Below are 20,116 nucleotides of genomic sequence, written 5' to 3' on the forward strand. Positions count from 1 at the left end.
TGGGGAAACGATATGGTGCAAATAAGTAGTAACTTTCTCTTTACCGCATTTATTTTATATTTAATAGCAACTCTATTTTTTGGGGGAGCAATTAAAGAAAAGGGTCATAAATGGGCAAATGTAGGAATAACGATTACAATTTTAGGATTTATAGCACAAACAGTATATTTTGTTACAAGGTGGATTGCATCAGGTCATGCGCCAGTTAGTAACTTTTTCGAATTCGGTACGTTTTTCGGTATGATGCTTGTCGGAGCATTTATTGTAATGTATTTTATGTACCGCGTAAGTATAATTGGACTATTTGCATTACCAGTTGCTCTTTTATTAATTGCCTATGCAAGTATGTTCCCGAGGGAAATATCCCCGCTTATCCCATCTTTAAAAAGTAACTGGTTACACATTCACGTGACGACTGCAGCAGCAGGACAAGCAATTTTAGCAATTAGTTTTATTACGGGCGTTATGTATTTATTGAAAAATGTAGATCAATCAACGAGAAGTAAACGTACATTTTGGTTAGAAACGGTAGTGTTCACACTTGTTTGTACAGTTGGATTTATTGCGGTAACGACAGTATTCTCCAGTATGAAATATGAAGCTAAGTTTCAATGGATTGATAAAAATGAACAACAAGTCGAGATGAAGTATAATCTCCCAGCTTTAGTTGGACCACATGAAGGGAAGTTACTGACAGAAAATAAATTAGAACCGACAGTCGAAGTTCCAGCGATTGTAAATGCGAAAAAATTAAATACTGTTATTTGGTCAGTAATAGTTGGAACACTACTTTATGTTGTATTAAGACTTGTTTTACGTAAACGAGTATCAGCGGCACTTCAGCCACTAGTAAAGAATACGAATAGTGATTTATTAGATGAAATTGGATATCGATCTATTGCAATTGGATTCCCAGTTTTCACATTAGGTGCGCTAATTTTTGCGATGATTTGGGCTCAAATAGCATGGACGCGTTTTTGGGGGTGGGATCCGAAAGAGGTTTGGGCACTTATAACGTGGCTCTTTTATGCGGCAGTATTACATTTACGATTATCTAAAGGATGGCATGGGGAAAAATCAGCGTGGCTTGCAGTAATTGGTTTTGCGATCATTATGTTTAACTTTATTGTAGTGAACTTAATCATTGCGGGTTTACATTCATATGCATAGAGAAATAAAATAGGAGAGTGTATGTCACTTTCCTATTTTATTTTTGTCAAATTTTCTTCTTTTTTGAGAAAAACATGACAAAGTAGCGGTTGATTTTGTAAAATGATGTCGAGGACATAATATACTGTTCAAATAAAATACATAGTTTTGGAAAAAAATTGAACAAACTTTATTATTCTTGTGAAGCATAATAGTGGGAAGTGAAACATTTAGAGGAGTGCTTAAATAACCGAGAATAGCGCAACATAATAGTGTAGAAGGGTAGGTGTGAACCGCTGATGTGAAAATATGCAGCGGGTAGAAATGGAAAATGAATTTAGAATTTTAATTGTAGACGATGAGGATCGCATTCGTCGTTTATTGAAAATGTACTTAGAAAGAGAGCAATACACAATTGAGGAAGCAGATAATGGTGATACAGCTTTAGAAATGGCGTTGCAAAATGATTATGATTTAATCTTATTGGATCTTATGATGCCTGGTAAAGATGGTATCGAAGTGTGCAAAGGGGTTCGTGAGAAAAAAGCGACACCAATTATTATGTTGACGGCAAAAGGTGAAGAAGTAAATCGGGTACAAGGATTTGAAGTTGGAACGGATGATTATATTGTAAAACCATTTAGCCCACGTGAAGTAGTGCTTCGTGTGAAAGCGGTGTTACGTCGTGCTGTACCAACAACATTCTTTACACAAGATACAACGACGAAAGATGTTACTGTGTTCCCGCACTTAACAATTGATAACGATGCACATCGTGTTACTGCAGATGGTAATGAAGTGAACTTAACGCCGAAAGAATATGAATTACTATTATTCTTAGCGAAAGCTCCTGATAAGGTATTCGATCGAGAGCAATTGTTGAAAGAAGTATGGCAATATGAATTCTTCGGAGATTTACGTACAGTGGATACGCATGTAAAGCGTTTACGTGAGAAATTAAGTAAAAAATCACCAGATGCTGCGAAGATGATTGTTACCGTTTGGGGCGTAGGTTACAAGTTTGAGGTTGTGAACGACTGATGCTTTGGAGAAGTGTAGTAGGGAAGTTATGGATGACCATATTACTTCTCGTTTCGTTTGTTCTTGGATTTGTTGCGATTTTACTTTCACAGTTTTTTAGAACGTATTATGTTGATATGAGTGAAGCTAGGCTTCAGAAAGTTGCAACAAGTGTTTCAGAGTTAATTGAAGAAGGTGCTGATGTAAAAACGATTGAGAATATCGCGTATAAATTCTCTGACCCACTTTCAAGAATCATTATTGTAGAAGATGGTAAGGAGATTTCATCTTCTCCGAAACAAGAAGGATTAGTTACGCTAACAATAGATGATTTAAAAGAAGATAAAGAATTAGCTGCTGTTTTTAAAGATAAAAAAGAAATTAAAAACAACATAAGAAAAGCTTCTAATAGTAGGAAGAATAAAAATACTGAAAATGATATTATGATTGTCGGAAAACCGGTGCAATCAAAAAATCAAAGTGCAGTGTTCGTATATGAATCTTTACAAGTACCAATACAAGGTATGGAGAGAACGACTGATTTTATTTTCTTATCGGCTGGGATTGCGATTATATTAACAACCTTCTTTGCGTTCTTCTTATCTACTCGAATTACCGCACCGCTTCGTAAAATGCGTGAGGTTGCTTTTGAGGTGGCACGTGGGAAGTTTGATGCAAAGGCCCCTATGGTATCTCAGGATGAAATTGGTGAGCTTGCAACGGCCTTAAATCAAATGGGTAAACAGTTGAAGTTTAATATGAATGCTTTGCAGCAAGAAAAAGAACAGTTAGCTAGTATTTTGAGTAGTATGGCAGATGGAGTTATTACGTTAAATCAAGAAGGTGAAGTCGTAGTTATTAATCCACCGGCTGAAAATTTCTTACAAGTTTGGCAAGAAGAAAAAGAGATAGAGCTAAGTAAAAAACTACCTTCTGAACTTGTGGAACTATTCCATCGCGTTGTAGAAAGTGAGCAACAACAAGTTGTTGAAATTAATTTGCAAAAAGGTAACTACGTAGTTCTTATGACGCCGCTTTACAATCAAACGAAAATTCGTGGGGCTGTAGCAGTGTTGCGTGATATGACGGAAGAACGCCGTCTTGAGAAGATGCGTCAAGACTTTATTGCCAATGTATCACATGAACTTCGTACACCAATGGTCATGCTTCAAGGGTATAGTGAAGCGATTTTAGATGATATTGTGCAAACGAAAGAGGAAATTAATGAGTTTGTTCAAATCATTTATGATGAATCCGTTCGTTTAGGTAAACTTGTAAATGAATTATTAGATTTAGCTCGTATGGAAAGTGGCCACGTAGAGTTACATATTGGTGAAGTAGATATTCATCCATTTGTCGAAAAGATTGGCCGTAAATTCCAAGGGATTGCAAAGGATAAAGAAGTTGAACTAACAGTAGATTTCCAAAGTCCAATTGAACAATATCCGTTTGATGCAGACCGCATGGAACAGGTGTTGACGAATTTAATTGATAATGCAATTCGTCATACGAATGCAGGTGGACATGTTGCACTTGTAATTCATACGGAAAATAATGGTCTTACTTTCGAAGTGCAAGATTCAGGTGCTGGTATTCCAGAAGAAGATATTCCATTCTTGTTTGATCGTTTTTACAAAGCTGATAAAGCAAGAACACGCGGGAAAAAGGGTGGAACAGGACTCGGGCTTGCGATTGCTAAAAATATTGTTCAAGGCCATGATGGGAAAATTTCTGTCTCAAGTGTTGTTGGAGAAGGAACTACATTCTCTGTATATTTGCCGAATCGTATAATTTAGATATATGTTTTTAAAGTTAATAATAAATAAAGTTCTACTGTTTTTTATTTTTTTGTAAAATCAATTAAATAAATTATAGTAGAACTTTTTTCTATCTTAGTCGAATTAAGAATAACGAGAGAGGTGCTGTGAAGAAATGAAATTATATACGAAAACAGGAGATAAAGGGAAAACAAGTGTAATAGGTGGCAGGGTGGATAAAGATAATATTCGTGTAGAAGCATATGGCACGATAGATGAGGCGAATTCTCATATTGGATATGCGATGACTAAGCTACAAGGCGGGGCATTTGGAGATATTTACAATGAACTTGAAAATATTCAACATGAACTATTTGATTGCGGGGGAGATTTGGCGATAGTGGAGGAGAAAATCCCTTATAAAGTAACGATCGAAATGGTCGAAAGCTTAGAAAGAAGGATTGATTTGTATATAGAAGAAGCGCCACCATTAGAACGCTTTATTTTACCAGGTGGTAGCGAGGCATCGGCTACTATTCATATTGCACGTACTGTTGTAAGAAGAGCAGAGCGCTCTATCGTGTCGTTGAAAAAAGAAGTGGAAATAAATGAAGTTGTTCTAAAGTATGTAAATAGATTATCTGATTATTTGTTTGCAGTAGCTAGAGTAATAAATACTCGATTACAAGTAAAAGATGTGGAGTATAACCGTAGCGCATTAGTTTTTCGTGATAAGAAAGAGAAGGAAGTGGAGTAATTCACTTTCTTTTTTTGTATACTTTTTTCTGTAATATACCAAAATAGAGAAGGTATGGTGGTAATTAGAAAACGGAGGATGTATATGAAAGTGTTAAAATGTAGCGTCATGTTATTGACTGTACTGTTTTTATCTCAATTACATGTTTACGCAGAAGAAAATCGATGGACATGGCCTGTGGAAGGACAGATAAGTGATTATTTTGGGACAAGGCATGGAAAACACTACGGTATTGATATAGCTGCACCGATCGGAGCACCTGTGGCAGCTATTCAAGATGGTAAGGTGACAAAGTCTTATTATTCAAATAGTTATGGGAACGTTGTATTTATTAAACATGGAGAATATGAGGCTGTGTATGCACATTTAAATAAGAGACACGTAGTTCAAGGGGATTATATTTCAAAAGGAGAAATAATTGGAGAAGTAGGAAACACAGGAGAATCACGAGGTGCACATTTACATTTAGAACTTCATCAAGGAAGATGGACGATGGCGAAAAAGAATGCAATGAATCCATTACTTGTTTTAAATGAACAAAGAAATGAAGTTGTTTCTTCCTCATTATATGTCGTACAAAAAGGGGATACTTTAGTTAATATTGCACGGAAATTTAGTATGACACTTAAGGAAATAAAAGCAAAAAATGGATTGCAGCAAGAGCGAATTTATCCAAATCAACAATTATACGTAAAGTAAAGAAGAGCTAGTTTAACTAGCTCTTCTTTTACCAAAAAATAAAGACACATATAAATCCAGAAATAGCTAAGTAGCTATATAAGTAAAAAACTTTTGTTCTTGTTTTTTCTTTTGTTCGAAACAGTACAATAGTCGGTTCAATTAAACCGATTGTCAAACAAAGTAAGCCAAGAAGCATACAACCAATCGAAAGAGAGTACAGGGCGATTTGTGGTGCTTGAAATGGAATCATCCATTTTAATAAAAATGCAATAAGTGCAGTGTAACAAATGCTGCCGATGTATTTATTCAACGGTGTATTAGAACGAAAACCAGGAAGTTTTTTTAAGAAAGAGCGAGAAACAACTTCTGTTTGTAAAGATGTATGCTCTTCGATAATTTTTTGAGCTTCTTTTCCTTTTTGGAAAAGGGATAATATCCAGTTACGCTCACCTTGAAAAATAAATTGAGAAGTTGTCAAATAGTGATCAACCTTCACTTTATTCCAACTCTTCCATGGATGACGCTCGCACAATTTTAATTTACTTTCTGTTTTTTTATCATACTGATAAATACTGATGCCATCTTCATCGAAAGCAGCATAGTATGTCTCGCTTGAGAATGTGCCTAAATCAATTGGACAGTAGAAAAGTAATTCTTTTTTTAAGTAAAAGTATTCTTTTCTTAAGTTTTTTTTCATTGCTTCTCGAATAGAGTGTCTTTTATCTTTCTTCATGACATTTCCTCCATAACTCAGAAAATGTTCTTATCTTAACAATTCAACATCTTATCACTTTTCATTATATATGACTAGGGAATTCAAAAGAGAAATGCCTAATAATAAAAAATATGGGGTGTATTGTAAAATATTTTGCAATTATTAATAGGTTATAAAAAATAAATAACTAATTTTAAATAAGTTACAATTTTTTAGTTCACAATGTTATTAGGTTGTTGTATAATGAAGGGGAAAATAGAATATCGGTCTATCTTCGGGGCAGGGTGAAAATCCCGACCGGCGGTGATGAACTATTTATGATTTCGTTCTAAGCCCGCGAGCCGTTAAGGCAGGATTTGGTGTGATTCCAAAGCCGACAGTATAGTCTGGATGGGAGAAGATGGAGGTTCAAGCGTTCAAAAAAGATAGGAATTTGAACGTCTGTTTGATGTGCCTTAAATTCTCCCTTTGTGTAAAACACAAAGGGTTTTTTCATTCTATGAAAAAATAGGCATAGCAGAACCTTTCCACTTTCCATGAGATGATCGATGGAAAAGGAGAGAGAACGATGAAACAAAAAAACAGTGTAGTACAGATGGTGAGTGTAGCAATGCTAAGTAGTATTGCATATTTACTAATGATGTTGGATTTCCCGTTCCCAGGGCTTCCGCCATTTTTAAAAATTGATTTTAGTGATGTGCCAGCTCTAATTGCTGCAATTATTTTTGGACCAATTGCGGGGATAATTGTAGAGGGAATAAAGAATATTTTACATTACGGGATTCAAGGAAGTTTAATAGGAGTACCAGTTGGAGAAATTGCAAACTTTATTGCAGGATGTTTATTTATTGGACCAGCAGCTTTCTTATTTAGAAAGTATCGTACTGTAAAGAGTTTAACGACAGGACTAATGTTAGGGACAATTACAATGGCGCTAATTATGAGTGTATTAAACTATATCATCATATTCCCAGCTTACACTTGGTTTTTAAATGCACCTGCTATGTCTAGTGAGGCTATAAGAACGACTGTTGTAACAGCGATCTTACCGTTTAATTTAATTAAAGGAATTGTAGTAACAATTGTATTTGTAGCATTATTCTCACGCCTGAAAGTATGGGTGTTTGCAAAAATGAAAAATGCATAACATATAAAATAAAACCATTAGTAGTGTGAAACTACTAATGGTTTTTTGTTAAGTAGAATGAAAATAGGGAACAAAAAATGCCCCTCATCAATATGAGGGGCATTTTTTGAAGTTAATAAAAGACTATTCGAATTTTAAAGCGTCGCCGTCAAATGATTCGTCAGCAACTTTAATTGAGTCAGTTGGACAACCTTCGAATGCGTCCATCATATCTTCAATTAATACATCTGGAATTTCAACGATACCTTGGTTATCATCTAATGTTACAAATGCAATACCTTCATCATCATAGTCATAAATGTCTGGTGCAGCAGCGCCGCAAGCACCACATGCGATACAAGTATCTTTATCAACGATTGTATATTTTGCCATCTTTTTTCCCTCCTGATAATATGTATGTGAAAAGCTCGCCATAAAAATTATAACCTTATTGTAAAACGGTTTGTAAAACTTTTCAACATAAAATTATAATGATAATGCTTATCAATTAGAGTGTCAACTTATTTTTGAATTATGTCATAAGATTTTCAAAATATGTAAATGTTATTTCGTTTGGTACAATAGAGTATGTACAAGCATATGGTACCGATATGATAAGGTTAATGAGTAACAGTAGACGTTGTAATCATATTGAAAAAGAATTAAGTTAAATTGGAAAGGGGAAGCGGTAATGCAACTACAATATACTTTATTGTATTGTTTAAAACAATTGAATGGCGAAAGGACCGTTTCTTCTATTTATTATTTATTAAAAGGAAAGAGGTCATCGCAAACATTACAAGATGGGAATATGTTTCAAATTTCTTTTTTGTTTGGGATTTATAAATCTTTGAATAGAGCTGATTATGATCAAGAAGTTGCAAAGTTGGTACAAACGGATTTAGTTCAATCTATACATGAAAATACATACGTAGTAACGACTGCTGGTAACATGCAATTAAACAAATGGAAAGATGACTTTGCTTTTCCGACGTGTTTACATGGTTTACACTATGGTGAGATAGGTGAAACGTTTTGGAAGAGATTATCATTAATCGTTCAAACCATTTCGAATTTACAACAGGTGAATACGAAATTTATTCCAATTCAGCAAGATACAGAAATAATGATGTGGGTGAAACGTTTTCTCACTGGAATACCATATATGAGAAGTGAATTGGCTAAAAGGTTGTGGAAGGAGATGTATACTCTTTTACAAAAAAATAAACCATTAGAGGCGACAATCGTAACATATCGCTTAACGGGCTATAAACGCATCGGTTGTACGTTGCAACAATTAGCAGAAATTACGAAACAAGATGTATTTCGAGTGTATTTTTTATTTTGGGGTACAATTCATTTCATTATTCAAGAAGTTCGTAATAAAGAAAGTGAGTTTCCGTTATTAGCTGAAATTATATCTTATCCAAATGAGAAGGCTGATTTATTTAGCATATCTACGAAAAAAACATATAATCTTTGGAGACAAGGACGCTTTCTGGAAGAAATAGCAACAATTCGGAATTTGAAGGTTGCAACGATAGAAGATCATTTTGTAGAAATCGCTTTACGAGAAAAAGAATTTTCAATTGAGATGTTTATGGAGAAAGACAAAATAGATAAAGTAAAAGAAGTAATTGAGACATTACAAACACGTAAGTTACGTGTCTTGAAACAAGCGGTTGGGGAAGAGATATCTTATTTTGAAGTCCGTCTTGTATTGGCACGGATGGAGGGTATAAATGAAACTTGAGGAATATTTATATAAGTGGTTTGGATATTCTGAATTTCGTCAAGGACAAAAAGAAGTTATTACAGACTTATTAGAAGGAAAAGATGTTATAGCGATGCTTCCGACTGGAAGAGGGAAATCTATGTGCTATCAACTCCCAGGGCTAATGCAAGAAGGAACAGTGCTTGTTGTATCACCACTATTATCTTTAATGGAAGATCAAGTTACACAATTAAAGTATGTTGTGAAAAATCGAGTGATTGCATTTAATAGTTTTCGGACATTAAGTGAAAAAAGAGAAGCGATGAAAAAATTGGCTTTTTATAAATTTATTTTTGTGTCTCCAGAAATGTTGCAATCGGATTTATTAATAAGAGAATTGAAGAAAATTCATATTTCAATGTTTGTTGTGGATGAGGCCCATTGTATTTCGCAGTGGGGGTATGATTTTAGACCGGATTATAAAAAATTAAACGTAGTAATCGAGAACATTGGATCTCCTACGGTACTAGCATTAACAGCGACAGCGACAAAGGATGTACTGCAAGATATAGCAGAGAGTTTAAGTTTAAAGAATGTCTCGCAGCATGCATACTCTATTGATCGTCCAAATATTGCAATGGAAGTGCAATTTGTAGAGACGATAGAAGAGAAGAAAGAAGCACTTTTGGAACATGTGATGTATTTACAGGGGCCAGGGATTGTATATTGTTCAAGTAGAGCATGGACAGAACGTTTAACGGAATATTTAAGAGGAAAAGGCTGTACTGGTGTGGCTTTTTATCATGGTGGTATGGAACATGAAGAGCGTATGTTAATTCAACAGCAATTTATGAATGACCAATTGCAAATTGTAATATGCACAAGTGCTTTTGGTATGGGAGTAAATAAGTCGAATACGAGATATATTATTCATTTCCATTATCCGACTAATATAGCTTCCTACTTACAAGAAATCGGAAGAGCTGGAAGAGATGGCGAACCGAGTATAGCCTTTTTATTATGTAGTCCGTTGGATCACGATTTGCCAATTTCAATTATTGAAGATGAATTGCCAAGTAAGTCGCAAATACAATTTTTATTTTCTTTACTACAAGAAAGAATGTTTCAAACGAAAGAATTACCAATAGAAGATGTAGAAGAAATTTGTTATAATGCAGCAAGATTTAATGAACAATATTGGCGTTTCATCCGCTATCATCTCGAACGGCTTGGGATCATACAACGGCGAAAACTAATATTAGAGAGCTTGTCAGATGAAATCATGAACAGATTAATAGCTGAAGTAGAAATAAGATTGCGTAATAAATATAGTGAGCTAGAAAACATGAAGTCATGGATACAAGTTAAAGGATGTAGGCGTGAATATGTACTTCAACAGTTCGGTTATAGAAAAGAGACAGAGTTGAAAAATTGCTGCGATTATTGTGGTATTACAAAAACGGAGTATAAAAAAAGACGAGCGCAACAATCCGATTTCGACTATAATTGGGAAACAGAGTTACAAAAGCTTTTCGGCCTAGAGAAGATGGAGGAATGATGAACATTCAAAGGCATAATGTTGAAGATATGAGTCCGAAAGAAATAAGGCTGAATCTGTATATAACACAGCTAATTATTATTGGTATTGGTTGTTTGCTAGCATATATATTATTTCGAGATACAAAAGAAGTTTTTAGTCTTTGGAAGTGGGAACCTGTACGAATACTTATAGTAGGTAGTTTATTAGCGATTGGTATTGTGTTATTAGATTATGTTGCAATGCGAGTATTTCCAGAGTCTTGGTTTGATGATGGTGGTATTAACGATAAGATGTTTCAAGGAATGTCAGTTATGCATTTACTCGTTATTACGTTCGTTATTGGCTTTGCAGAAGAATTTTTATTTAGAGGTGTAATGCAGACTCATTTCGGAATTATAATAGCAAGTTTAGTATTTGCAGTCTTACATATTCGGTATATAACAAAGCCATTTTTGTTTTGTTTCGTATGTTTTATTAGTTTTGTCTTTGGTTATGTATTTGAATGGACAGGGAATTTATTTATAACAATCTTTGCACACTTTCTTGTTGATTTTATAATGGGACTCCAACTAAGAAAATAAATGGAAGGTGGTGGTGAACAACATGAGGAAACGAATTCCTGATTTTGAAGAGGAATTAGAAGTTGAGCAAGTGGAAGAAGATGAAAGTTTACCGCCGCGAAGTGAACTTCATAGAAATAAAGAGAAAAAGCAAAAGTTTAAAATGAATCACATTTTTGTCCGAGTATTAACGTGTCTATTCATATTACTACCAATTAGTATTTTATGGTATACGGATAAATATATTCAGGTGAAAAGTGATAGTAGTAATGCTGGTAAAAGTGCGTTTGAAGTAATTTTTTTTGATTCAGCCAAATCTGAAACTCAGAAACAATCTGAGAAGGTGGTAACGCATACTGTGAAAAAGGGAGAAACTTTAGAAAGTATAGCGAAGCAATATTTTTCAGATGAAAGTGGGATTGAAGTTATTAAAAAGTATAATAACTTAGAAGAAGATGAAGTGAGTGCAGGTCAAGAATTAAAAATTCCGATAAAAGATAAGTCCGTAAAACAAGAGAGCTAGTAAACTAAGCAATTCGTAGCTTGTTATAAAAACTGAGGATTATCTTTATGAGTAGGGAAGTAAAAATATGATATGGATTACAATATTAAGTACTCTCATATGTATAGGTATAATATTTCTTCTTGTAATGTATAAAGAAGCGATGCGTAATACGGTATTGGAACATACTTTAGAATTTAAAGAATTTCCGCAAAGTTTTCAACAGATGAATATGTTTTTTATTTCTGATATTCATAGAAGAGTCGTTTCAGATTCGTTAATTGAGCGAATAAAGGGAAAAGTAGATCTCGTTATTATTGGTGGTGATTTAGCGGAAAAGGGCGTACCTTTATCAAAAATCTCTGCAAACATTCAAAAGTTAAGAGCGATAGCTCCTGTATATTTTGTATGGGGAAATAATGACTATGAGATTGAATACCATGAATTAGATGCGTTGCTATTAGAAAATAATGTGAAAGTTTTAGATAATACAAGAGTTGTATTTGAATCTGAGTTAGGAGAGAAAATTTGCTTACTCGGTGTAGATGATGTTGGATTGGAACGTGATCGTTTAGACTTAGCATTGGCTGATTGTAAAGAAGAGGGATTTCGTATTTTAATTAGTCACAACCCTGATATAATAAAAAAAATGTCTGGAAAAGAACAAATTTCACTTGTGTTAAGTGGACATACACATGGAGGACAGATTCGATTATTCCCATCTGAAAAATATTTAAAAGGTGGCGTATATAATCATTCAAATACGACTCTCTTTGTTAGTAATGGATACGGAACAACATTGATTCCACTTCGTTTTCGAGCACCTGCTCAAACACATATTATTACGTTATGTGGAGGGAAATGATGCCAACTCTAAATGGAAAATATAATATAAAAGCTGTTTCGAATATTATTGGAGTTCAACCGAGTACGCTTCGTGCATGGGAAAGGCGATATCAGATTATTGCCCCAAAGCGGAATCAAGCTGGGCATCGATTATATACAGAAGAGCATATTCGAATTTTGAAATGGTTAATGGAGAAGGTTTCTTCCGGTATGATGATTGGACAAGCAGTGCAGTTATTAGAAGGGAATCGTTTGCAGAGTAATGCCCAAAAAGAAATACATTACGATAAAGAAGTTGTTTTAGTGGACGATTTACTACAAGCTTTGTTAGAATTTGATGAAATTACAACTTCTGCATTAATAAATGAGGCTTTTAGTATTTATTCAACAGAAAAAGTTATCACCGGTATTATTCTTCAAGTGACAAACAAATTGTTGACACTAAAAAATAACAATGAGATTGCAATGACGCAATTCCAATATGCCGTATCATTTTTACAAACTCGTCTAGGAATGGTGTATCATAATGCTTCAACGTTTTCTTCCATACACAAAGTAATTGTGTTAGAAAATAATACATTGAAAGGATTTATTTTCTCAATGTATTTACGTTTAAAAGGATATGAGGCGATACATATTAGGACAAGTTTAGAGGGAGATGGCATGTTATTAGCGGTTGAGCAAATACAGCCAAAATATTTATTTGTCTCTTTTGAAAATGGCCTAGAACTGAAAAGGGCGATGAATGTTGGGGATTTATTGCAAGAAAAAAATGAGAACCTTTCTGTTGGGGTTATAGGGGAAATAAGCGCTCGAGATCAGTTGAACATTCAAACAATCCTAATCGGCGATACGAAAGAAGAATGGGATGAATGGTTAAAAATGTTAGAATAGTTGTTCGGAAAGAACCATCTATTTTCTATTTCATATAATAAAAATTAGATTCAATGGTTACGTAGGGAGGGTATGAGATGAGGCTGGAACGATTAAATTATAATAAGATAAAAATTTTCCTAACATTTGATGATTTATCTGAACGAGGATTAACGAAAGAGGATTTATGGAGAAATGCACCGAAAGTACAGCAACTATTTCGTGATATGATGCAAGAAGCAAATAAAGAATTAGGATTTGAAGCAGATGGTCCGATTGCAGTTGAAGTATTTTCTCTACAAGCACAAGGCATGGTTGTAATAGTAACGAAGGAAAATCAAGAAGTGGATACAGATGATGAGTTCCGTGACGAGTTTATTGAAATGCAAGTGACTCTAGATGAGAGCGAGCACATACTTTATGAGTTTGCTACACTAGACGACGTAATTAACCTGTCGAATCGCTTATATAACCTTGGTGTAACTGGCGGAAAGTTATATACGTGGGATGGGCGTTTCTATCTTTGGATGGAAGAAGAAGAGCAAATACAATTATTGAAGGCGGATTTTATAGCTATTTTAGCAGAATACGGTAATCCGTCTACGGCAACCATTTACCGTGTAATGGAGTATGGTAAAGAATTAATGGCTTCTCAAGCAATTGAACAAGTATACAATTACTTTGTGAAAAAGCAAAACCTCAGCTAATATAACATAGCTGGGGTTTTGTATTTTATTTGGATAAGAGGAGTAAGGCTAGGGTCAATTATAAATATTTAAACAAACGTTTTCTTAATTAAATATACCGTTTCGCGACGCTGTATTCGAGTGAGATAAAAAATATTTAAATATTTAAGTATTTTACTTTTCTAAAAGCAATAAAAGGACTATAATAATAGTGAAAACGCTTGCAATACGAAATAAGTTGTATATATTTGTTAGCGTTTTCTATTGCATTCCAAATTTAACGGTGTATACTAGGCAATGAAGGTTTACTAAACAAGTGAAATTACAGGGGGTTTACTTACTATGGTAGCCGAAAAGGGAACTCAAACAAAAACACAACAACAAAGGGAACAACATTTTGAACTATTGAATTCGACACAAATTGTTATTAGTGAAGCATTAGAAAAATTGGGTTATCCAAACGAAGTATATGAATTATTAAAAGAACCAATTCGTATGATGACAGTGAAAATACCAGTTCGTATGGATGACGGGACTGTTAAAATATTTACAGGATATCGTGCGCAACATAATGATGCTGTTGGTCCAACGAAAGGTGGAATTCGCTTCCATCCGAATGTAACAGAAAATGAAGTGAAAGCACTTTCGATCTGGATGAGTTTAAAATGTGGTATTGTTGATTTACCGTATGGTGGAGGTAAAGGTGGAATTATCTGTGACCCACGTGAAATGTCATTCCGTGAATTAGAAAGACTAAGCCGCGGTTATGTACGAGCAATTAGCCAAATCGTTGGTCCTACAAAAGATATTCCGGCTCCAGACGTATTTACAAACTCTCAAATTATGGCATGGATGATGGATGAGTATAGCCGTATTGATGAATTTAATTCACCAGGATTTATTACAGGTAAGCCACTTGTATTAGGTGGATCACACGGACGTGAAACAGCAACAGCGAAAGGTGTAACAATTTGTATTCGCGAAGCTGCAAAAAAACGCGACATTGATATTAAAGGTGCGCGTGTTGTTGTTCAAGGGTTCGGTAATGCGGGTAGCTTCTTAGCTAAATTTATGCATGATGCAGGTGCGAAAGTAATTGCAATTTCAGATGCTTACGGTGCATTACATGATCCAAATGGATTAGATATTGATTATTTATTAGACCGTCGTGATAGCTTTGGTACAGTAACAAAACTATTTAATAATACAATTTCAAACAAAGAATTGTTAGAACTTGATTGCGATATTTTAGTTCCAGCTGCAATTGAGAATCAAATTACAGAAGAAAATGCTAATAATATTAAAGCAAAAATTGTTGTTGAAGCTGCAAATGGTCCAACAACTTTAGAAGCAACTAAAATTTTAACAGATCGCGGAATTTTACTTGTTCCAGACGTATTAGCAAGTGCTGGTGGAGTTACAGTATCTTACTTTGAGTGGGTACAAAATAACCAAGGTTACTACTGGACAGAAGAAGAAGTAGAACAACGCTTAGAAAAAGTAATGGTAAGATCATTTGATTCTATTTATGAAACAGCACAAGTTCGTAAAGTGAACATGCGCTTAGCAGCTTATATGGTTGGTGTTCGTAAAATGGCTGAAGCAAGTCGCTTCAGAGGTTGGGTATAATATTATATCATGAAAAAACGTGATTCCTTTCGAGGGAATCACGTTTTTTTGTTGGAGTATTAGTGTGAGGTGTTGTATATGGAAAATGAAATGATGGAACGAGTAGAACAATTAGAAGAAAAGGTTAAGAGGTTAGAGGGAGAACTCTCAAGAACGATGAAAGCCCGAAAAACAAGTGTCGTTCGGATGTTCGGAGAAGGCTTATTGTTTTTAATATTTGGTGTGGTTGTAGTAGGGCCGATTATCGCTGTTATATTCACGATTATTACTTGGCTTGTTGAAAAATAAAATAAAAAAATAAAAGAACGCTTGTTCCGTACGAACAAACGTGCTATACTCTCCTTAGATAAACAAAACGGAAATGATTTTAAGGAGAGATAAATGATGAAAATGACAGTAGACCAAAGATTTATGATGCCAGCAGATGTTGTAGAACGAGTGGAAGTATTACGAAACAAACAAAGTAAGCGTGGCACATTATTACAATCAGTAAATGAATTTTTCGGCTTAGATACGAAAGAAGATTGTGTTTGGTTTTACGGTTTTTATGGAGTCGCTGTAAGTATTTTGTTATTTATGGTGTTCACATCAAATATTTTCGATTTTCTCTTCGTGTAAGAAATATGCGATAAGGACATTGCTACCGAATACATATATAAGGAAGGAAGGTAATTTTCTAAAGCGGGAGTTGGTAGTAATGGCGATGTTTCCTATAGAGCGTAACTATATTGGATATGGAAGTTCACGACCGGGAATTCCTCTTTCTAAAGTAAGGTTTATTGTAAGTCATGATACAGGGAATCCTGGTAGCAATGCAATAGGAAATCGGGATTACTTTAATGAAATACAACCGAAAGCTTCGGCCCATACATTTATAGATGACAAAACAATATTGGAAATTGTTCCTATAAATGAAGTTGCGTATCATGTTCGATATGGTGTGTCGACGGATAATGACTTATATGGTTATGATGCGAATAAGGCTGCCATTGGTGTGGAACTTTGTTATGGCGGTGATGTTAACTTTTGGGAAGCGTATACGCGTTTTACATGGTATCATGCTTATTTATGTCAAAACTTTGGCTTGAATCCGAAAAAAGATATCGTATCACATAAAACACTTGATCCAGCTAGAAAGATTGATCCTGAAAATGTATTAGGGAAACAAGGTATTAAATTTCAACAGTTTTTAGCAGATGTCTATCGGATGTACGTTTCGTTTAGATGACAAACGTATGAAAAATGAATACAATAAAGATAGGTGCCTACTGTTGTAAGTAGGTTTTTTCTTGTTTTTATAAATAGTGCAGAGGTAGAAGACTAGGAGTGAACCGAGTATGCAGAAAGAAACAGCTATCATAATTGGAGGCGGTCCGTGCGGATTAGCAGCAGCAATTTCGTTGCAAAAGGTAGGAATTAATCCGTTAGTAATTGAAAAAGGAAACATTGTAAATGCGATTTATAATTATCCAACTCATCAAACATTTTTCTCCTCTAGTGAAAAATTAGAAATTGGTGAAGTAGCTTTTATTACCGAAAACCGTAAGCCAGTTCGAAATCAAGCACTTGCGTATTATCGCGAAGTAGTAAAGCGTAAATCTGTACGCATAAATGCTTTCGAACGAGTAGAGAAAGTTCAAAAAGATGGAGAAGTTTTTAAGGTTGAGACGACGAAACGTGACGGACATAAAGAAATATATATAGCGAAATATATTGTTGTAGCCACTGGATATTATGACAATCCAAATTATATGAATGTTCCAGGTGAGGAACTGAAGAAAGTAGCTCACTATTTTAAAGAAGGACATCCTTATTTTGATCGAGATGTAGTAGTTATAGGTGGAAAAAACTCAAGTATAGACGCTGCGTTGGAACTTGTTAAAGCAGGAGCGCGTGTAACGGTACTGTATCGTGGAAGTGAGTACTCGCCGAGCATTAAGCCGTGGATTTTACCGGAATTTGAGGCGTTAGTACGAAACGGTACAATTCAAATGCATTTTGGGGCTCATGTGAAAGAAATTACTGAACATACATTAACGTATACCGTTGATGACGGGGCATTTACAATCCAAAATGATTTTGTATTTGCGATGACGGGTTACCATCCTGATCATAGTTTCTTAACGGAGATGGGCGTTCGAATTGATGAAGAAACTGGGCGTCCGATTTATACAGAGGATAGAATGGAAACAAACACTGAAAATATTTTCATTGCAGGTGTAATTGCCGCTGGGAATAATGCAAATGAAATATTTATCGAGAACGGTAGATTTCATGGAGATGCGATTGCGCAAACCATTGCGTCGAGAGAAAAATAAAAAGAAGCTGTCGAAAAATTCGACAGCTTTTTTTATTCGTGCATAAACATATTTTGGATTGTTTCATGTGATTTTGTATTCTCTAATGCGACTAGTAATTTAATACGTGCTTTTTGAGCGTTTAAGCCGTATGTGAATATAACGCCCATATCTTTTAATTGTTTGCCGCCACCTTCATATGAATATACGTCTTGAACGATACCATTGAAGCAACGTGAAACTAATACGACTGGAATTCCTTTGCTTATTAATCGTTCTAAACTAGGGAGTGTACGTGGAGGCAAATTACCTTGTCCAAGCGCTTCAATGACAATTCCGTCAACTGGAAGGTTTTCAATTGCTGCTAACAATGTATCATCCATACCAGCATATGCTTTTAGAACAACTACGTTTTTAGAGATGTTATTTACTGTATACGTTTCATGATGTACTAAAGCGTGATGGAAGACAACACCACGTTTTGTTACCATTCCAATTGGTCCATATTGTGGACTCTGGAATGTTGCAACATTACTTGTATGTGTTTTCGTTACATTTGTAGCGCAATGAATTTCGTCGTTTAATACGACTAGAACACCTTTTTCTGCAGCTTCATTACTGCTAGCTACTTTTACAGCTGATAAGAAGTTATATAGACCATCAGCACCTAATTCATTACTAGAACGCATTGCGCCTGTTACTACGATTGGAATAGTTGCTTTGACTGTTAAATCTAGGAAATATGCGGTTTCTTCTAATGTATCCGTACCATGCGTAATGACTACGCCATGAATGTTGTCTTGTTTTACTCTTTCATCAATGATGACTTGTAATTGTAACATCTCGCTTGGTGTCATATGAGGAGATGGTAGATGGAACACATCTTCAACGATTAAATCAACATCGCCTTCTAAATCAGGAATGAATTTTAAAAGAGGATTTTTTTCTCCTGGTTGTACGACCCCAGTTTCTTTATCTTCCTCCATTGCAATTGTTCCACCTGTGTGTAAAACTAGGATTCTTTTCAATGCTTATACCCCTTTCAAGTTGAAAAATACATTTAGAACATAACATGTTTTGAGTAAATTCGACAATGAAAATGTATAAAAGCATGCTTGGAATATGACAATAAATTTAATTGCGCTATGTACGTTGTATAAAATCATGAAATGTAATGTGTAAGTATATGGTGGGAAGGAGTGGATATCTTGAAGAAGGTGGAGAAAATTATCATTCGTATATTAATAATTCAATTTATTTGTCTTTGTATTGTGCAATTGTTATTTATACATAAGTCATCAATAAAATATCTATCTAAAATTGTTTATTATGAAGGTGTCGTCGCGAAAAATAAAGAAGAAATCTTACAGGTGAGTAGGTAGTTTTCGTTTTCTTCTAGGAAGGATTATGCTACAATAATTGAGGATTTAATGACGTGAAGCAAATGAGAAGAAGCAGGGATGAATACCTGCTTTTCGTTTTGTTTTATAAGTGAAAAAATGAGGTGTTACAATGGATAAACGAATTTCAATTGCTATAGATGGTCCAGCGGCTGCTGGAAAAAGTACAGTTGCAAAAGTTGTGGCAAAGAAGCTTTCTTACGTTTATATTGATACAGGCGCAATGTACCGTGCTATTACATATGCAGCCCTTGAACAAAAAGTGGATATTGAAAATGAAGAAAAGCTAATGGAAGTTGTAAAAAATGTGAATATTGAATTTCAACAAGGAGAAAATACACAACTTGTATTTTTAAATGGACAAGATGTTTCGGAAGTTATTCGTACGCCTGATGTGACGAATCGAGTATCTATTGTGGCAAAGCATCGTCTTGTTCGTGAAGAAATGGTTCGTCGTCAACAAGAATTAGCGGAAAAAGGCGGCGTTGTAATGGATGGCCGTGATATTGGTACACATGTGTTACCAGATGCTGAAGTGAAAATCTTTATGCTTGCTTCTGTAGAAGAAAGAGCGGAAAGAAGACATTTAGAAAATATAAATAAAGGTTTCGATTCTAATTTAGAGCAGTTACAAGAAGAAATTGCTCAGCGTGATAAATTGGATTCAGAACGCGAAGTTTCTCCTCTAAAAAAGGCTGATGATGCATTGGAATTAGATACAACTTCTTTATCAATTGAAGAAGTCGTCCAAAAAATTATGGGTATTGTTTCAGGAGTATTTGCGAAATAAAGAAAGGGGATTATCCTCTTTCTTTTTTTGTTTGTATAGAAATGTAAAGGATACGTGAATTGTGAGTCTCTTTC

At 34.8% G+C, this 20,116-nt stretch carries 23 protein-coding genes and 1 riboswitch; of the genes, 20 read left to right on the forward strand and 3 right to left on the reverse strand.

The window, feature by feature from the left end; translation table 11 throughout:
* Positions 1 to 12 precede the first annotated feature (12 nt).
* The 5 genes from resC (at position 13) to JDS98_RS04225 (ending at position 5,382) form a co-directional block, all read left to right on the forward strand.
* A complete protein-coding gene (resC, locus tag JDS98_RS04205; RefSeq protein ID WP_000250078.1) occupies positions 13 to 1,170 on the forward strand; it encodes a cytochrome c biogenesis protein ResC in 1,158 nt (385 codons plus the stop codon).
* A 303-nt stretch (positions 1,171 to 1,473) separates the two neighbouring features.
* Entirely contained in the window at positions 1,474 to 2,190 is a 717-nt protein-coding gene (gene resD, locus JDS98_RS04210) for a DNA-binding response regulator ResD (RefSeq protein ID WP_000426665.1), read from the forward strand.
* Positions 2,190 to 3,965 carry a sensor histidine kinase ResE gene (gene resE / locus JDS98_RS04215; RefSeq protein WP_000964658.1) on the forward strand — a complete coding sequence of 592 codons (1,776 nt, stop codon included), beginning with the start codon at positions 2,190 to 2,192 and terminating at the stop codon, positions 3,963 to 3,965. Before resD ends, resE begins: the two co-directional genes overlap by 1 nt.
* A gap of 136 nt (positions 3,966 to 4,101) precedes the next feature.
* Positions 4,102 to 4,683, forward strand: a complete 582-nt coding sequence (locus JDS98_RS04220) for a cob(I)yrinic acid a,c-diamide adenosyltransferase (RefSeq protein WP_000781255.1) — start codon at positions 4,102 to 4,104, stop codon at positions 4,681 to 4,683.
* A gap of 84 nt (positions 4,684 to 4,767) precedes the next feature.
* Complete coding sequence (locus JDS98_RS04225; RefSeq protein ID WP_000866132.1) at positions 4,768 to 5,382, forward strand: peptidoglycan DD-metalloendopeptidase family protein; 615 nt, start codon at positions 4,768 to 4,770, stop codon at positions 5,380 to 5,382.
* Positions 5,383 to 5,410: 28 nt separating this feature from the next.
* Here the strand turns inward: JDS98_RS04225 and JDS98_RS04230 are convergent, their stop codons facing one another.
* The gene (locus JDS98_RS04230) at positions 5,411 to 6,097 is read right to left on the reverse strand and encodes a hypothetical protein (RefSeq protein WP_000710843.1); all 687 of its coding nucleotides are present in this window, start codon (positions 6,095 to 6,097) and stop codon (positions 5,411 to 5,413) included.
* Positions 6,098 to 6,345: 248 nt separating this feature from the next.
* Positions 6,346 to 6,485: riboswitch (FMN riboswitch) on the forward strand.
* A gap of 162 nt (positions 6,486 to 6,647) precedes the next feature.
* On the opposite strand from JDS98_RS04230, the gene JDS98_RS04235 reads away from it, so the two are divergent.
* Positions 6,648 to 7,226 (forward strand): ECF transporter S component, encoded by a 579-nt coding sequence (locus JDS98_RS04235; protein WP_199633587.1) that lies wholly within the window; start codon positions 6,648 to 6,650, stop codon positions 7,224 to 7,226.
* Positions 7,227 to 7,349: 123 nt separating this feature from the next.
* Here JDS98_RS04235 and JDS98_RS04240 read toward each other — a convergent pair whose 3' ends face one another.
* Positions 7,350 to 7,598 carry a ferredoxin gene (locus JDS98_RS04240; RefSeq protein ID WP_001151993.1) on the reverse strand — a complete coding sequence of 83 codons (249 nt, stop codon included), beginning with the start codon at positions 7,596 to 7,598 and terminating at the stop codon, positions 7,350 to 7,352.
* Between the two features lie 298 nt (positions 7,599 to 7,896).
* Between JDS98_RS04240 and JDS98_RS04245 the strand changes: the two genes are divergently transcribed.
* The 12 genes from JDS98_RS04245 to JDS98_RS04300 all read left to right on the forward strand — a co-directional run bounded on the left by JDS98_RS04245 (position 7,897) and on the right by JDS98_RS04300 (position 17,873).
* Positions 7,897 to 8,958: a YpbB family protein gene (locus tag JDS98_RS04245; RefSeq protein ID WP_001176982.1), complete on the forward strand. Its 1,062-nt coding sequence runs from the start codon at positions 7,897 to 7,899 to the stop codon at positions 8,956 to 8,958.
* Positions 8,948 to 10,477 carry a RecQ family ATP-dependent DNA helicase gene (locus JDS98_RS04250; RefSeq protein WP_000762984.1) on the forward strand — a complete coding sequence of 510 codons (1,530 nt, stop codon included), beginning with the start codon at positions 8,948 to 8,950 and terminating at the stop codon, positions 10,475 to 10,477. The genes JDS98_RS04245 and JDS98_RS04250 overlap by 11 nt, the downstream gene beginning before the upstream one ends.
* Positions 10,477 to 11,040, forward strand: coding sequence for a CPBP family intramembrane glutamic endopeptidase (locus tag JDS98_RS04255; protein WP_001025774.1), 564 nt, complete (start codon positions 10,477 to 10,479; stop codon positions 11,038 to 11,040). The genes JDS98_RS04250 and JDS98_RS04255 overlap by 1 nt, the downstream gene beginning before the upstream one ends.
* Positions 11,041 to 11,062: 22 nt before the next feature.
* On the forward strand, positions 11,063 to 11,542 hold the full coding sequence (locus tag JDS98_RS04260) for a LysM peptidoglycan-binding domain-containing protein (RefSeq protein ID WP_001231536.1): 480 nt from the start codon (positions 11,063 to 11,065) through the stop codon (positions 11,540 to 11,542).
* A gap of 67 nt (positions 11,543 to 11,609) precedes the next feature.
* Positions 11,610 to 12,386, forward strand: a complete 777-nt coding sequence (locus JDS98_RS04265) for a metallophosphoesterase (RefSeq protein WP_000637912.1) — start codon at positions 11,610 to 11,612, stop codon at positions 12,384 to 12,386.
* The gene (locus tag JDS98_RS04270; protein ID WP_001142656.1) at positions 12,386 to 13,261 is read left to right on the forward strand and encodes a MerR family transcriptional regulator; all 876 of its coding nucleotides are present in this window, start codon (positions 12,386 to 12,388) and stop codon (positions 13,259 to 13,261) included. Before JDS98_RS04265 ends, JDS98_RS04270 begins: the two co-directional genes overlap by 1 nt.
* Before the next feature lie 77 nt (positions 13,262 to 13,338).
* Complete coding sequence (locus tag JDS98_RS04275) at positions 13,339 to 13,947, forward strand: genetic competence negative regulator (protein ID WP_001235404.1); 609 nt, start codon at positions 13,339 to 13,341, stop codon at positions 13,945 to 13,947.
* Between the two features lie 321 nt (positions 13,948 to 14,268).
* The gene (gudB, locus tag JDS98_RS04280; protein ID WP_000225171.1) at positions 14,269 to 15,555 is read left to right on the forward strand and encodes an NAD-specific glutamate dehydrogenase; all 1,287 of its coding nucleotides are present in this window, start codon (positions 14,269 to 14,271) and stop codon (positions 15,553 to 15,555) included.
* A gap of 78 nt (positions 15,556 to 15,633) precedes the next feature.
* Entirely contained in the window at positions 15,634 to 15,843 is a 210-nt protein-coding gene (locus tag JDS98_RS04285; RefSeq protein WP_000426776.1) for a hypothetical protein, read from the forward strand.
* A gap of 93 nt (positions 15,844 to 15,936) precedes the next feature.
* Positions 15,937 to 16,173 carry a DUF3961 domain-containing protein gene (locus JDS98_RS04290; protein WP_015000291.1) on the forward strand — a complete coding sequence of 79 codons (237 nt, stop codon included), beginning with the start codon at positions 15,937 to 15,939 and terminating at the stop codon, positions 16,171 to 16,173.
* Between the two features lie 79 nt (positions 16,174 to 16,252).
* Positions 16,253 to 16,783, forward strand: a complete 531-nt coding sequence (locus JDS98_RS04295) for a peptidoglycan recognition protein family protein (RefSeq protein ID WP_001240651.1) — start codon at positions 16,253 to 16,255, stop codon at positions 16,781 to 16,783.
* A gap of 109 nt (positions 16,784 to 16,892) precedes the next feature.
* Entirely contained in the window at positions 16,893 to 17,873 is a 981-nt protein-coding gene (locus JDS98_RS04300) for a YpdA family putative bacillithiol disulfide reductase (RefSeq protein ID WP_001168501.1), read from the forward strand.
* Positions 17,874 to 17,905: 32 nt separating this feature from the next.
* Here JDS98_RS04300 and ansA read toward each other — a convergent pair whose 3' ends face one another.
* Entirely contained in the window at positions 17,906 to 18,880 is a 975-nt protein-coding gene (gene ansA / locus JDS98_RS04305) for an asparaginase (protein ID WP_000822002.1), read from the reverse strand.
* 180 nt (positions 18,881 to 19,060) lie between these two features.
* On the opposite strand from ansA, the gene JDS98_RS04310 reads away from it, so the two are divergent.
* Together JDS98_RS04310 and cmk are read left to right on the forward strand one after the other, a co-directional pair.
* Positions 19,061 to 19,234, forward strand: a complete 174-nt coding sequence (locus tag JDS98_RS04310; RefSeq protein WP_000754949.1) for a DUF5359 family protein — start codon at positions 19,061 to 19,063, stop codon at positions 19,232 to 19,234.
* Positions 19,235 to 19,364: 130 nt separating this feature from the next.
* A complete protein-coding gene (gene cmk, locus JDS98_RS04315) occupies positions 19,365 to 20,042 on the forward strand; it encodes a (d)CMP kinase (RefSeq protein WP_000361259.1) in 678 nt (225 codons plus the stop codon).
* The last annotated feature ends 74 nt before the right edge of the window (positions 20,043 to 20,116 follow it).

Source organism: Bacillus cereus group sp. N11, assembly GCF_016483605.1.
GTDB classification, from domain to species: domain Bacteria; phylum Bacillota; class Bacilli; order Bacillales; family Bacillaceae_G; genus Bacillus_A; species Bacillus_A toyonensis.